This window comes from Microcoleus sp. F4-D5 (assembly GCF_036704885.1).
Classification (GTDB): Bacteria; Cyanobacteriota; Cyanobacteriia; order Cyanobacteriales; family Microcoleaceae; genus Microcoleus.
In genome coordinates this window covers 1-14,372 of record NZ_JAUBSX010000044.1, presented here as the reverse complement: position 1 = coordinate 14,372, position 14,372 = coordinate 1, and the positions used below count along the sequence as shown (strand labels likewise).

Here is a 14,372-nt window from a genome sequence, read left to right as displayed (position 1 = left end):
CAAGAGTGTCCCTACAATTAATTGCGGTAGGGACACTCTTGCTCTGGCGGTCTCCGAACGATCATAAGAAGTGCAACCGGAAACGATATGACCCCTCTTTTGTCACCTCGGGGAGATCGAATGGCTTTCGCCTGGCGCTGTTTGGATTTTAGCCAGACTCAACTATTTTGGGGTCGCAACGCGAAAGCCTTACAAATCAACAGTTCCAGAAAACTTTCTACCGAAAGTGACAAAAGAGGGATGGCTGCTGACTAATGACCGATTAAGATTGCTGGGAGTACATTTCTCGGAGTACCAAAGCTGGGTCTACCCAGCGGCCGCCGTACTTCAATCCCCAGTGCAAGTGAGGGCCTGTCGTGCGGCCGGTCATCCCAACTCTGGCAATTCTCGCACCGGCCGGCACAATTTGACCCTGCCAAATTTGCAGGCCACCTTCGCGATCGATATAATAACGCCCGCCGTTAGCGGTTTCCACCCGACCTCTGAGGTGACAGTAGATGTGTTCCCAATCTCCCGATCGCACCACCATACCAGTGCCACACCTGCCGTCTTCCCAAACTTCCACAATTTGCCCGCCCCACCAATTGCGGATATAGCTGCCTTCCGGGGCCGCCAAGTCCAAACCGTAATGAAAATCGCCGCCGCGGGGGCCGAAGGCGGAACTGTAGGCTTCAAAATTTTCTACTGGAAAAGAAGCTTCTTGCCACAAATTGCCCGTGGCTACTTGACGGGCTGAAGTTTGCTGAGCCCGGACGAAATCCTGCCGCCATCCCATACCAAGTAAACCAAGGCCGATGGAAGCTGCCACCAGCAGCATCGATTTGGAACGCATTAAGCGTTTTGCCGCCAGCGGGCTTGTAGAGTCTTGCACGTTTTTTTTCATTCCTCAAAGTTGAATGGATTTGCAAGGGTGCCTTGTCTGTTGTGCCACTTCGCTGCAAGATTGCCTCTGAGCTCTACCCACTAGCGAATGAGTTGGCCAACGTGTATCTTACTGCATACAGAGCCGCTGTCAAGGCTTCGGGTTAAATGCTGTCGGAAACGGAAAATAATTTTCCAGCGGAATTCCTGCTGCGGTTGAATTCGATCGAGCTTTTGCTTGACACTATAGTTAGTTCGGGGATTTTGGATGTCATCCAACATCTCAAATTCATAACAAACATCAAGCTGCGTGTTATGAATGATGGTTGTACTGTTTTGAAAAGCAGGCGGCTACTTCTAGAAATAGAGACTAGAGCAATAATCTAGAAACAGTCTAGAAAATTTTAAACCTTGACAAACCAACACTTTGCAGCAAAACACACGAGATCTGACAAGCGTCCCCAACCGTGGGATGTAACCGTGTATTCCGACAAAGGTTCCGTTGCCTTGCGCTTTCCCAAGCGCCACAACGCCCTCTGGGAACAGTTGGACGGTAAATCGCTTAACGGCAAGCCTAAGTGTCTGGGAATAGGCAAGTACGGTTACAAGGACAACCCAGACGACCAGGGTAAACGCATCTAAATTAGGTTGACAAAAACGTGGTTTTGTGCATTAGCAAATAACTAAAAAAATATTCTTAAGACTCTTAACTATAACCCGACTTGAGCAGATAAAATCATAACCTTAAGATTTTCTGAACTTCTTAAAGCCGGATAATTTTTCTTCTTAGATTGCTATTATATTTCGAGTATTAATTGGCAGAGTTTAAAATTTTAACTACATAATTATTGTCCATTGCCCCTCGATACCGTTTCAATCTTAGACTTTGTGCCGGAAGTTTTTTCTTATTTCGGTAAATTTATAGCTAATCGACGTAGAAGTGCAAAATTTTCGGGAGAGTTCTGTTTCCGAATCCGGCTTTCATCTTCACAAAATGTAAGATAAGCGCGTCCAATGTAAGCTATTTTAAATGCCCCAATGACTGCGGATCGAATCGGCAATTCTCTCAGCATTACTGCTTAAACTACTCAAGTAATACCAATTTTCAACGAAATAACAGTATTCTTGTTCCCCCCGCAATGCAGCGGGGCGGCTAGGGGGGTCGAAGAGTGTTGCACGATTTTAGAGAAATGGTATAAAAACGAGTTTCAGTCGTGGTTTTATTTCACAGCCGTCGTTCACTAACTATCATGACAACTGTTTTTCATCCACTCCATAATGCTTGATTATGCACTTGTGGTAAATCAGATACAGCGTATTCCAGGTTTATGAAGTAGGGACACGGCGAGTGCCTAAGTCCCTACGGCGGGATATCGATAGGCGGGTGTCCTTCATAAACGTGGAATCGGCTGTACATCAACACTCCATACTTGTCTTTTTTCCACTCGATGATGTGCCGCTTCTACTCGTTCACAATAATTGTAGTTTTTGCCTAAATAATCGGTTTTTTGGGGCAATTTAAAACCATTATTTTACGGCTTTGTGCAGGAGTTTTTGATTCACTTTTAAAGCTAAAATGTAATCTATTTTTTTCTTGACGATCGGAGCTATTATGTCTTTTTGACATCCCCTAGAATCTATAGTTATTAGACTTACGCCAATTTATAGCATTTCTATTAATTCCGGTAGTGCTGTCAGAACGTTAGATTTTTTATGAACTTTTTTTGCTGTAAAACTAATTGATGATATAAAGACCAAGCAGTCACTATATGTAGCTTTTTGTTGGTCATTTCGGTCACAAGATTGTTTCATTATTTTCCCATCAATGAAGGGCGATAGCGTTTAGTTCTAATGCCCCGACTATCGCATTTACCCAACTCAAAAACATTCTTGAAACTGCTGCGGTTCAATTCTGGCAACTAATCGACTAAACGTGTCATGAGATGGTATACCATTCGGTAATTCTAGAAAGCTTTTTAACCATTCATATTTGGCGTTACCATAGGCTTCTATTGCCACCCCTCGGGAGCATCTCAATGAAAGCAGCCAAGCTAGAAACAAGAGTTAGGAGTCAGGAGTCAGGAGCCAGGAGAAAAGAGTCAGAAGGAAGAAGTCAGGAGCCAGAAGAAGTGTTTTTACAAATATGAGATGCTCCCCCCCTCCCTCTGCACCACTGATGACAGCTAGAATCGCAATCGCGATAATATCTTTGAGCAAATGTTATTTACTTCTTTCTATTTTTGGGTATTTCAAGTTATCGAAATGCTCTAAAAAAATGGTTTTAAATTCTTCATTTAAGGCAATTAATCTGTTTGTTTTTGTTGGGAACTTACACTTTTACTAAAACCTCTTGCCATTGATACCACTCATAAACTACATAGAAAATTAGTCGGATATAACTGTAGCATATTTTGGGTTGAAGTTAAAATGCGTTTACCCTGGCATTGTTGACCTATCAATGCTTGTTTGGCAAGGGACAACGGTTGCGTTATTTATGTCAAGACGAGACCTGCTTGGGACTCAAAACCGAAACAGGGAAAGTAATTATGGCGTTTGGGGTGAAACCGATCGCCCCATCGGTTGTGGAAACGCGAAAATTGTTGGCTCTGGGCGTGTGGTCGAACCCTTGAGTAGCTGGCATTTTTGTCAAGAATACGATCGACTCAATACTGAACAATTTCAGCAATTTATTGATGCCCTCTCACATCAGCTCGGAGATGACATCGCACTAATTCAACTCGAGCGAGCCGGAGCTCATGTGACCAGCGCTCAAAGAATGGCCCGACAACTTGATTCCCCTGTGTCAACGGGCCCATAGCCCGGAACTCAATCCGATTGAACGGGTGTGGCAATTTATTAAACAACAATTCAAGGGAGAAGTGTTTGAAACACTTCTCCAATTGCGTGAGCAAGTTAACCAAGTTCTGGAACAAATCACCCCTGAACCAATCATTTTGCTATCTTCTTACAATTTCATTCTTGAGGCTTTATTCTATGCAGCTTCATATTAAATTGGTATTAAACATTTTACCGAGGATTTGCGGCTTTCACCCTCCCGGACTTATCTTGTGAAATTTATCTTTGGCAGACATCATCTGCTACTGTTAAAGTATCTAGCTATCTTAGCCATAGCAGACCGTGCCGCTCCACAATTCTTGAGAAAAATTTATGTCTGCGATCGCACAATCTCCCAATTTTCCCATTTTACAAGAAATCAATTCAGGATTGCCCAATATTTGCGGCTCCGAAGCAGAAATCAGTGCCGCAGCCAATAGCAACGAACCTGTCTTTCTACCTACCACTAATCTGCGCCTCGAAAACATTCAAGCCGGATTCGCCTGCGCCCTGCATATGCACCAACCGACAATTCCTGCGGGTGCAAACGGCGAACTAATCAGCAATCTCCAGCATATGCTTGAACATCCCAACCAAGGAGATAACCACAATGCCGGAGTGTTTGCTTGGTGCTATTCCCGCATGGGAGAATTTATTCCTCAACTGATTGCTGAAGGTTGCAACCCGCGAATTATGCTCGACTATTCGGGCAATTTATTGTGGGGATTGCGCCAAATGGGGCGCGATGATATCTTCAACAATCTCAAGCGCATCACCTGCGAACCTCAATATCAACCTCACGTAGAATGGCTGGGGACAATGTGGAGTCACGCCGTCATTCCCTCAACTCCAATTCCCGACATCAAACTCCAAATTCAAGCATGGCAACATCATTTTGCAGCCATTTTTGGCTTTGATGCCCTGAAGCGCGTCAAAGGTTTTTCGCCCCCAGAAATGCACTTTCCCAATCACCCAGATACACTGTACGAATATATCAAAGCTTTGAAAGAATGCGGCTACCGCTGGCTGATGGTGCAGGAACATTCTGTAGAAAATCCCGACGGTTCGGGATTGTCGCAAGACCAAAAATATATTCCCAACCGTTTAGTTGCCCGCAATTCTCGCGGCGAAACAATCAGTATTACTGCTTTGATTAAAACCCAAGGTTCGGATACGAAATTGGTCGGTCAAATGCAGCCTTATTACGAAGCAAAAGGACGCAACAAACAGCAAATAGGTAGTGTCACAGTTCCTTCTTTAGTTACTCAGATTGCCGACGGGGAAAATGGCGGCGTGATGATGAATGAATTTCCCAGCGCTTTTGTCAAAGCTTGGCACGAAAACCGCGAACAAGGCGGAGGGAAATTCGGTGTTGTTGGTTTAAACGGCACTGAATATTTGGAGATAATTGAGGCGGCGGGCGTTAATCCTGAAGATTATCCGATTTGTCAGGGGATTAACCAGCACAAAATCTGGCAGCTAGTCGATCCTGATAGTGCGACACCGGAAAAAGTCGAAAGTGCGATCGACCAACTCAAGCAAACAGACCATAATTTTCACATGGATGGTGCTTCTTGGACTAACGATTTGAGTTGGGTCAAAGGCTACGAAAATGTCTTGGAACCGATGAATCTACTCAGCGCTGCATTTCACAAAAAATACGATCCGCTGTTGCAGCAAGATGCCACCGTTACCAAGCAGTTTGAATACCAGCAAGCTTTGCTTTACAACTTGTTGTTGCAAACAAGCTGTTTCCGCTATTGGGGACAGGGAACTTGGACTGATTACGCGCGCGAACTTTACAACTGCGGCGCTGCTTTAATGAACTAAAAAAAGTTCGCAGTTGCGGTGTGGCGAAAAAACGCAACTGCGAACTTTTCCAAATTTTACAAACAAATAATTCTAGTGCCCCCGGATTTAATCTCGACCGTATATTCGCTGATTGCCTCGCATTTTAGAGAAAACTCGATAAAAAACAGTATCCATTGTAAATCTTTAGCTACAGAAGTCAAGAGATTTGGCTTGGGGATAACAAAAAGTATATTTACAAGTAAATCGCCGTCAAATGAGGTGTGAAAATTGCCAAAAAAAATTAGTGAGGACTTAGAAGTTGTTAAAAAAACTATAAACTATAACTTATACAGAAAGGTTTTAAAAAAAGGTTTGGTCATAATTATTAGAAAGCGATCTAAAAAACGTGGCTCAAAGAAATGGAGTCAGCGAACAAGAAATAGAAACGATGCTCCGGGAATGGGGAAAAGAATTGATTCGAGGAAAACCCACCGGATTAAAAAGGCTGGGAATAGATGAAATTTCTCTCTTTAATGGACAAAAAAATATTATGTGGTTTTAGTAGATATCGCTCAAAAAATTATAGTAGGAATGCTCGAAAACCGAACTCAATCGGAAATCAAAAAATACCTATAAGCTTGGGGAGAAGAAGTTTTAAGTCAAATAGAAGAGGTCAGCAAAGATATGTGGAAGCCTTATAACAACGTCTCCGAAGCTTTAATGCTCCAAGCCGAAGTTGTGGCCGACAGATTTTATGTTATGAAACAAGTAAATGAAGAATTAGATGAAGCCAGAAAACAGCTTAATAAATCCGCTGAAGCCTTAAAAAATCAATCGGAAAAATCGCGAATACTCTCCGGAATTCCAAAAAGGAAATATATCCTCCTAAAAAATGAATGCGACCTCAGAGACCGGGAAAAATCAAAGTTAGAATCAGTCAAAAAAGTCGCTCCTCAATTAGGAGAAATGTCTCAAATAAAAGAAGAGTTCAGACAAATTTTTGACTCCAACGAAGATTGGGTAGAAGGATTACTTAATTTAAGAGATTGGTTAAAAGACGCCCGTTCATTTTTCCAAAAAGCTGTGGGACAATTATTCGGTGGATTGGAGAAATTGTTGCCTACTTCGATCGGGGGACTACCCAAGGAGTTGTCGAAGGAATTAATCATAAATTAAAACTCATCAAAAGAAAAGCTTATGGGTTTAGAAATTTTGAAAATTTTAGGCTGATTAGCTTCTTACATTGGCATTTTGCCAGTTAGTTTTACATAATAATTTCGGGAGAACAATCAAAGTTATTATACATTGCTCGATCGAGCCAAGATTAGCTGTCATCAACAAAAAAAAAATAAAAAAACGATAAATTAGTAGAAATAAAGAAGATATAAATCAACAGAATACTCAAATAAAACCGAGAAGACATAGAGGCAGGCGGGAAAGCTTGTGGTGTATATGATTGATGAATGTCATTTTCTGTGGGGCGATGTTTTTGGATATGTTTGGTAAAGACTAATAAAAGAATAGAAATCCCGACGACAAATCAGAGAGAAAGGCAAACATATTTTGATGCCCTAAACTATCAAACACAAGATTTTTTTTTATGAGAAAACATTAACTCGGAAATTCAAAGAATACAGTTTTGTTTGTAAAATACCTCCAAAGTCTAAATAAAGGGGCTATAATTTTAATATTTTGGGAGGGGACAGTTATCATAAATACGGAGAAATGCGAGATTATCTTAATCTGGTTAATCAAGATTTTTTAAAATCTGAATTGCCGATCGTATGTGAATTATTTGCGCCTAATGCACCAGAACAAAACCCTGTAGCAGATATTTGGCTGGTCTGCCAAAAGATTTCTCAGCTCAAATTGGTATCTATGTAAATCTTTCTCACTTGTTAAAAAACTATTCATGCTTGTAACTCATTGTCAGACTTTTGATTTTCCGAAGCTAGATATGTATGGCTTTTTTTCTAAAAACTCTCAATTAATACCAAGTTAATCAGGATTAGTGAATCCCAAGATTTTTGTAATTGATTTAGGATTGCTATAGTACCTGTTGCTAAAGGGGGTACTGACGACGAGTACAACCTACAGCACGTCGATCTAGCTTGTCACAAACAGGTACATTCCAAAACTCAAACCCAGTCTCAAAAGGCGTTAAGTTAGGTTTGAGCGCAGTGAGTTGGAAACTCTCATGCTGCGTTCTCAGGGGAGGGGAGAACGGCGACGCTCGAAACTGAGCCGACAGAGGTAGGGCTAGAAATACCCAGATTGACTCTCACCTCATATCAGAGATTTTTTTTGGCAAGCTGTTTTTTTTCCTGAACAGCTTGTTTAACGGAGAGGGAGGGATTCGAACCCTCGTTAAGTTGCCCTAAACAGCATTTCCAGTGCTGCGCCTTCAACCGCTCGGCCACCTCTCCAAGGCTAAATGAATTCATTTAGCCACGGCTAAGCTATCTTAGCAGAACAAATCTGATTTGGGAAGGGGTAACGGCATAAATTTGCTGTTTAATGTGGGTAGGGTGTTAAACGAGCGGGCTCGGGTTCTCCTCCCTGTGTCGCAAACCTATTCATCTAAAGGATTTTGCCCGCCAAACCCCAATCTAAAATCTAAAATCTAAAATCTAAAATTCCATGACTCGCTCCTACACAATTAAAATTCATAACAGACAGACAGGCGATCGCCACACCGTGCGAGTACCCGAAGACCGCTACATCCTCCAAAGCGCCGAAAACCAAGGAGTAGAATTGCCATTTTCCTGCCGCAACGGCGCTTGTACCGCCTGTGCGGTGCGCGTCAAGTCGGGGGAACTGTACCAGCCAGAAGCAATGGGGCTTTCTGTGGAACTGCAAAAAGAAGGTTATGCCCTGCTGTGCGTCAGCTATCCCCGTTCCAACATCGAGGTAGAGACGCAAGACGAAGACGAAGTGTACGAACTGCAATTCGGCCGCTACTTCGGCAAAGGTAAAGTTAAAGCCGGTTTGCCGTTGGATGAAGAGTGAGGCAATTTGATAAATAATCAACTACCAATTATCCATGCTTTATCGATTATGTGCGATCGCCCTTTGTCTGTTGCTAGCTAGCTGCCAAAAACCAGAAATGCCCCAAGGTACGATCGCCAAAGTAGAAAGGGCCATCAGCGGCCAAACAATCGAAGTTATCAGTACAGCCGACAAAATAGCGTTATTAGAACAAATCAGGCTGATTGGTATTGATGCGCCGGATTTAAAACAGCAGCCTTGGGGAGAAGCAGCCAAACAAAGACTAGAACAGCTAATTGGGGGAAAACAGGTATTGTTAGAATCAGACATCGAAGACAAAGACCAGTTCGATCGCAAACTAGCCTACTTGTGGCAAGATAAAATTTTGCTCAACGAACAGCTACTCAAAGAAGGTTATGTCCTGGCCTCAGTGCGATCGTCGCCCAACACCAAATACCAACAGCGACTCATCAACGCTCAAGAATGGGCCAGACTCATGGGTAAAGGCCTGTGGAATCCAGAACGACCTTTGCGCCAAACTCCCGCAGAATTTCGCCAGCAAAATCAGAAATAGTCAATCGATTGCGCGATTTTAGATTTTAGATTTTAGATTGAAGCATTGACTTGCGCGAGATAAATACGTTCGGCAAGTTTTATCGGGTACAGGTTTTTTATTTCTGGGTCCTGAGTGTGCTTTCGGAATGAATCCGGGGGCTTGTATCGTGGATGCTTTCGGTCAGTTGGGAATTGTTGACTGTTGACAACTAACAACTGACAACTGACAACTGACAACTGACAACTGACAACTGACAACTAACAACTAACAACTAACAAATGACTGATAATCAACTGCAAAACTTCTTAGAAATAGCCACCGAAGCAGCCCTAGCCGCGGGTTCCGTCCTGAAATCTTTCTGCGGAAAATTAGAAAAAATTCAAGAAAAAGGTCGATCGGGCGATTTAGTCACAGAAGCCGACAAAGCCTCAGAAGCCGTCATTTTAGAAATTCTCGGCCGCCACGTACCCGACCACGGCATCCTCGCCGAAGAATCCGGCAAATTAGGGGATGCCAGCAGCAAATACCTGTGGGCGATCGACCCTTTGGACGGCACAACCAATTATGCTCACCAATATCCTTTTTGGGCCGTGTCGATCGGGCTGTTAATCGACGGGGCACCACAAATTGGAGTAATTTACGACCCTTTTCATAACGAATTGTTTCGGGCAGGCAAGGGATTGGGAGCAACCTGCAACCGTTCGCCCATCCAAGTTTCCCAAATCTCAGAATTGAGAACCAGCTTGCTAGTCACTGGCTTTGCATACGATCGGCGCGAAACAGCAGACAATAATTATGCCGAATTCTGTCACCTCACCCACCTCACCCAAGGCGTGCGGCGCAGCGGTTCGGCATCCCTAGACCTCGCACACCTGGCGATGGGGCGATCGGACGGATACTGGGAACGGGGACTCTCCCCTTGGGACGTAGCCGCCGGTGTACTCATCGTCTCCGAAGCCGGAGGTCAAATTACAGCTTATGACGGCAGTGCCTTTGAGATGAACTCGGGTCGGATTTTGGCCACAAACGGCAGAATCCACGCCGAACTCAGCGGTGCACTGCTAGCCGTTCCTCCCTTATCTTCTTGGAAGTAGCGCCCCGCAGCCAAGGATCGGGGGTAGTACGGGGGTGACAACCCCTTGACTCAAGCTACATTAAAGAATAGTGAAAAGCCAGGAAAGGAAGAGTAAAAGTTATGTCTTTTGAAATGACAAAAGGGCTGTTCAAGTATGACTTTACCGATCAGCACGCAATTTTGGGAATTCCCTTAGACGCCGAGTTTAACGACATCCGCAAGCGCTACATGAAAATCGCCCGCCGCTTGCATTCGGATACTTGCTCTTTTGAAGACCAAGCAGATAAAGATTGGGCCAACCAATTTTTGTCAAAAGTAGTCAATCCGGCCTACAACAAATTCTCTAAGGAAAGCGATCGCAAAGAATACAGCCTGCTATTAGCAGCCATAGCCAAGCGCGTCGTTAAAGAACAGGCGAAAATGCAAATTGAAAGCGAAGCAGCCAAACAGTTAGCTACCGCTAAAAATTGGGAAGAAGCTTACAAAATAGCAGTTAACAAACTCGCTCTCAAGCAGTACGAATCGGTTAAGGAAACGCAAGAGGCGATCGATCGAATTAGCGAACTCAATATGGTTTACCTGCTGCGAAAAGAGCGCCTTGGTGGTGGTGTTGGGGTTCCACCCATTTCACCCCCAAAAGCTGTAACCCCTAGCACAGAAAAAACAGCAGCAGCAGCGACCCCAGCCACCGCAACTCCACCGCCGCCTCCGCCCAAACCCGAAGTCTCGGCGGCGGAAGCCTATTGCCGCCGAGCTCAAGGATTCATGGACAGCAAAAGTTACGCCAAAGCAATTTTAGAATTGAAAGAAGGCCTGAAGCGCGATCCGAAACACAGCCACGCCCACGCTTTGTTAGCAATGTGTTACCTTGAACAAAATCAAGCCACAATGGCGAAACTTGAGATGAACAAAGCTTTGGCATCAAATCCTGAAGAACCGACAGCTTTGGAGGTCAAGAAAAAGCTGGAACAAGTTTCCGCAAAAGCCAAAAAAGGTGACGATAAACCAGGATTTTTTGCAAGTTTGTTTGGCGGGAAGAAGAAGTGAGAAGTTGTGAATTGTGAGTCTGGAATAGTTAGAAAGTGTTGAATAGCTCAGCAGTGGAGTGAGCTCGCTCAAAAGAATCAAGAGTTGGTGATATCGCATCGGATCGCAGTCGGAATTATACCGTCAGTGCGATCGTCCCGCGATCGCGGATGCTCCAGAAAGAGCGGGACGATCGCACTGACGGGGAAAATGATTGTTCCGATGCAAACGAAAACGATATTAGACCTTAATTTGTTAAAGTCGAAGGTTAAGCTTGCCTTCTTCGACTTTAACAGCGTTCCCTAAAGCTAAGCTTCTAACCCCAATCTAAAATCTAAAATCTAAAATCTAAAATTGATATGACACCTTAATTTGTTAAAATCGAAGGTTAAGCTTGCCTTCTTTGACTTTAACAGCGTCCCCTAAAGCTAAGCTTCTAACCCCAATCTAAAATCTAAAATCTAAAATTGATATGACACCTTAATTTGTTAAAGTCGAAGATTAAGCTTGCCTTCTTCGACTTTACCACCGTCCATAAAGCTAAGCTTCTGGGCCCAATCTAAAATCTAAAGTCTAAAATCTAAAATTGATATGGTTCACCAACCCCCATCCGGTGCAAGAGATTTATTGCCCCTTGACGTTGCTCAAAAAATTTCGATCGAACGGCGCTTACAGCAGGTTTTTCACCGCTGGGGCTATCACCGGATTATTACCTCTACTCTAGAAAGGCTGGAGACATTGATGGCTGGGGGCGCGATCGACCGATCGACCTTAATTCAACTGCAAGACGCCGAGGATGGAGAACTGGGTTTGCGGCCGGAATTGACAGCATCTATCGCCCGCGCGGCTGCGATGCGGATGGCCGGGACTCGCTGGCAGCCGTTTCGCCTCTACTACAACGCTAACGTGTTCCGCAAAGGCCCAGATACTGGCTCAGGCGGGCAACAGGAGTTCTATCAAGCTGGGGTAGAACTGCTCGGCGCGGGGGGGACGGTTGCGGATGCAGAAGTGCTGCTGCTGCTGTCTGAGTGCTTGCAGAGCTTGGAAATTGATGAGTGGCATTTGGTTTTGGGAGAAGCGGGCTTGACTGCAAGATTGCTGGAACCGTTTCCGCCAAACGTGCGCCAAAAAGTTCGGGGGGCGATCGCCAATCTCGATCGAATTACCTTGGAAACTTTGCCGCTGTCAACCGAATTGCGAGAAAGAGCTCTGCTATTATTTGACTTGCGCGGCCGCCCCGAAGAGGTGTTGCCAATTGTTGCCAAGCTGGATTTAGATTTGCCGCAGCAATCCGCGTTAAACAATCTCAAATCGGCGATCGAATTGCTGCACCAATGCCAGTCAAAAATTCCCCATCTCAAATCTCACATTCACCTCGATTTGAGTTTAATTCAAACATTTGACTACTACACTGGCATTGTGTTTGAAGTTGTCAGCAGCAGCAAGACAGGACAGCGAGTTTTAGGACAAGGGGGACGCTACGACCAACTGTTGGGACTGTTCGATCCCCAAGGGCAAAATTCCCCCGGCATCGGGTTTTGTCTGAATATTGAAGATTTGCACCAAGTTTTGCTGACAGAGGGGCAATTGCCCAGCCAGACGCCAGCTAGCGACTGGTTGGTTGTGGCTCAAACTCCTGAAGCTAGTGCCGCCGCGTTTGCTTACGCTCGCAAACTCCGAGACTCTACTCACCTAGTTCGGGTAGAAATAGATTTGGAGAGTCGGGAGACGGAAGAGGCGGCGCGGGAATACGCGCGCGATCGACGAATTGCTCAAATTGCTTGGGTAAATGCCGAAGGATTGCCAACAATTGAAACGGTAAATTAGCCTAATTGGCAATGGGTAATTGGTAGTTGGTAATTGGTTAAAAATCACCAGATATGATATTATGTATCCTGCTGATTTAGAGAAGGTTTTGCCAATTGCTAATTGCTAATTCCCTATCTAACTAAAATCTTTTGAGAGAACACTATGGCACACACTATTGTTACGAATATTTGCGAGGGAGTTGCTGATTGCGTTGGCGCTTGTCCGGTTGCTTGTATTCACCCCGGCCCCGGCAAAAATGTCAAGGGTACTGATTGGTTTTGGATTGATTTTGATACCTGTATTGACTGCGGTATTTGTTTGCAGGTGTGTCCTGTCGAAGGTGCGATCGTTCCCGATGAACGACCTGAGTTGCAGCAAACTCCCTCTTGATTGAATTAACTCTTTTTCCCCTTCTCTTCTCTTCCTTTGTGTCACAAGCGTCTTCGCGGTTGGTTAAATTTATATAGGAACTTTTTTAACGAACCGCAGAGACCGCAGAAGACACAGAGAAGAAGTTGAGAAAGAACGAAAAAATCTAACGTTGATATATCTTAATTGCAGGTAATTAGTTATGCTACTTTTAGATCCAAAAACTCTCGATCCAGCGGCTGAACAGCGCATAATTCTATATGATGTGACTTGGGAGCAATACGAGCAACTTTCTGATATGTTTGTCGATGAATTCCCCAGGATGATCTACTTGGAAGGAACGTTAGAAATTATTATGACGACTTCGCCAGAACATGAAAGGCTTAAAACAATTATTGCCCGGTTGATAGAAACCTATGCAGTTGAAAGGCTAATTAATCTCAACGGTTACGGAAGTGCTACATTTCGCCGCGAAGCTGTGAGACGGGGTGCCGAACCGGATGAGTGTTACTGCTTGGGTGCACTTGCAGAAATCCCTGATATTGCGATCGAAATTGCTCTAACTAGCGGTGGAGTTGACAAACTAGAAGTGTATCGCGGTTTGCAAGTTCCTGAAGTCTGGTTTTGGGCTAACGATCAATTTTCTATTTACCACTTGCGGGAGTCTGATTATGAGTTAATTTCGAGCAGTGAATTTTTGCCGGAGTTAGACTTTTTTGTATTGAGTCAATATGTAGGATATGTTAACCAAACAGAAGCTGTTATTGCTTATAGAACTGTTTTGCAAACAGCTACAGGAATGTCAAATCCATAGACATCTCCAGAAAAGCCAGTATTGAAAGGGAAGATGCCTGTTCCACAATTTAAAAAAAGCCCGTGAAGCGTAGCTATCCCGCTCTTAATCGCACTTTACCAAGAACTTGGGTCTAAAGCCCCGTCCTTACAGGACGGCTTTAATGGCAAGAGATGTGAAGTTTTGTTAGCATAAGCTGTTGTACCTTTAAATAGGGTATAATAAAAATTAAGTTTAGTCAATCTCTACAAAAATGCCAGCCAAAAACC

The 14,372-nt window shown here is 44.1% G+C and carries 15 protein-coding genes, 1 tRNA gene and 2 pseudogenes; 15 read left to right on the top strand and 3 right to left on the bottom strand.

Going from position 1 to position 14,372, the window contains the following annotated elements:
- Positions 1-120 precede the first annotated feature (120 nt).
- Positions 121-255, top strand: a complete 135-nt coding sequence (locus QUA80_RS19955; RefSeq protein WP_333426838.1) for a hypothetical protein — start codon at positions 121-123, stop codon at positions 253-255.
- 7 nt (positions 256-262) lie between these two features.
- Here QUA80_RS19955 and QUA80_RS19950 read toward each other — a convergent pair whose 3' ends face one another.
- Entirely contained in the window at positions 263-883 is a 621-nt protein-coding gene (locus QUA80_RS19950) for a M23 family metallopeptidase (RefSeq protein WP_445302268.1), read from the bottom strand.
- A 389-nt stretch (positions 884-1,272) separates the two neighbouring features.
- On the opposite strand from QUA80_RS19950, the gene QUA80_RS19945 reads away from it, so the two are divergent.
- Positions 1,273-1,503 (top strand): hypothetical protein, encoded by a 231-nt coding sequence (locus tag QUA80_RS19945; protein ID WP_333426837.1) that lies wholly within the window; start codon positions 1,273-1,275, stop codon positions 1,501-1,503.
- Between the two features lie 1,287 nt (positions 1,504-2,790).
- On the opposite strand, the pseudogene QUA80_RS33880 reads toward QUA80_RS19945, so the two are convergent.
- Positions 2,791-2,874, bottom strand: a pseudogene (locus QUA80_RS33880) (hypothetical protein); the annotation flags it as partial.
- A 481-nt stretch (positions 2,875-3,355) separates the two neighbouring features.
- On the opposite strand from QUA80_RS33880, the gene QUA80_RS19935 reads away from it, so the two are divergent.
- The 5 genes and pseudogenes from QUA80_RS19935 to QUA80_RS33875 all read left to right on the top strand — a co-directional run bounded on the left by QUA80_RS19935 (position 3,356) and on the right by QUA80_RS33875 (position 6,749).
- Positions 3,356-3,679: a hypothetical protein gene (locus tag QUA80_RS19935; protein WP_333426836.1), complete on the top strand. Its 324-nt coding sequence runs from the start codon at positions 3,356-3,358 to the stop codon at positions 3,677-3,679.
- Between the two features lie 350 nt (positions 3,680-4,029).
- Complete coding sequence (locus QUA80_RS19930; protein WP_333426835.1) at positions 4,030-5,526, top strand: glycosyl hydrolase family 57; 1,497 nt, start codon at positions 4,030-4,032, stop codon at positions 5,524-5,526.
- Between the two features lie 367 nt (positions 5,527-5,893).
- Positions 5,894-6,049, top strand: a complete 156-nt coding sequence (locus QUA80_RS19925) for a hypothetical protein (protein WP_333426834.1) — start codon at positions 5,894-5,896, stop codon at positions 6,047-6,049.
- Positions 6,050-6,144: 95 nt separating this feature from the next.
- A pseudogene (locus QUA80_RS19920) lies at positions 6,145-6,663 on the top strand (ISL3 family transposase); the annotation flags it as partial.
- The gene (locus QUA80_RS33875; protein WP_445302269.1) at positions 6,591-6,749 is read left to right on the top strand and encodes a transposase; all 159 of its coding nucleotides are present in this window, start codon (positions 6,591-6,593) and stop codon (positions 6,747-6,749) included. The pseudogene QUA80_RS19920 and the gene QUA80_RS33875, both read left to right, overlap by 73 nt.
- 1,079 nt (positions 6,750-7,828) lie before the next feature.
- Here QUA80_RS33875 and QUA80_RS19915 read toward each other — a convergent pair.
- A tRNA-Ser gene (locus QUA80_RS19915) sits at positions 7,829-7,913 on the bottom strand.
- Between the two features lie 214 nt (positions 7,914-8,127).
- Here QUA80_RS19915 and QUA80_RS19910 point away from each other — a divergent pair.
- The 8 genes from QUA80_RS19910 (at position 8,128) to QUA80_RS19875 (ending at position 14,124) form a co-directional block, all read left to right on the top strand.
- Positions 8,128-8,496 (top strand): 2Fe-2S iron-sulfur cluster-binding protein, encoded by a 369-nt coding sequence (locus QUA80_RS19910; protein ID WP_333426833.1) that lies wholly within the window; start codon positions 8,128-8,130, stop codon positions 8,494-8,496.
- Between the two features lie 34 nt (positions 8,497-8,530).
- The gene (locus QUA80_RS19905; RefSeq protein WP_333426832.1) at positions 8,531-9,049 is read left to right on the top strand and encodes a thermonuclease family protein; all 519 of its coding nucleotides are present in this window, start codon (positions 8,531-8,533) and stop codon (positions 9,047-9,049) included.
- Between the two features lie 260 nt (positions 9,050-9,309).
- Positions 9,310-10,125 (top strand): inositol monophosphatase family protein, encoded by an 816-nt coding sequence (locus QUA80_RS19900; protein ID WP_333426831.1) that lies wholly within the window; start codon positions 9,310-9,312, stop codon positions 10,123-10,125.
- A 101-nt stretch (positions 10,126-10,226) separates the two neighbouring features.
- On the top strand, positions 10,227-11,153 hold the full coding sequence (locus tag QUA80_RS19895) for a tetratricopeptide repeat protein (RefSeq protein WP_333426830.1): 927 nt from the start codon (positions 10,227-10,229) through the stop codon (positions 11,151-11,153).
- An 84-nt stretch (positions 11,154-11,237) separates the two neighbouring features.
- Entirely contained in the window at positions 11,238-11,438 is a 201-nt protein-coding gene (locus tag QUA80_RS19890; RefSeq protein ID WP_333426829.1) for a hypothetical protein, read from the top strand.
- 285 nt (positions 11,439-11,723) lie between these two features.
- Positions 11,724-12,959: an ATP phosphoribosyltransferase regulatory subunit gene (locus QUA80_RS19885; RefSeq protein WP_333426828.1), complete on the top strand. Its 1,236-nt coding sequence runs from the start codon at positions 11,724-11,726 to the stop codon at positions 12,957-12,959.
- Positions 12,960-13,103: 144 nt separating this feature from the next.
- Positions 13,104-13,331 (top strand): indolepyruvate ferredoxin oxidoreductase subunit alpha, encoded by a 228-nt coding sequence (locus QUA80_RS19880; protein ID WP_015174956.1) that lies wholly within the window; start codon positions 13,104-13,106, stop codon positions 13,329-13,331.
- 181 nt (positions 13,332-13,512) lie between these two features.
- Positions 13,513-14,124 carry a Uma2 family endonuclease gene (locus tag QUA80_RS19875; protein WP_333426827.1) on the top strand — a complete coding sequence of 204 codons (612 nt, stop codon included), beginning with the start codon at positions 13,513-13,515 and terminating at the stop codon, positions 14,122-14,124.
- Positions 14,125-14,372: the final 248 nt, after the last annotated feature.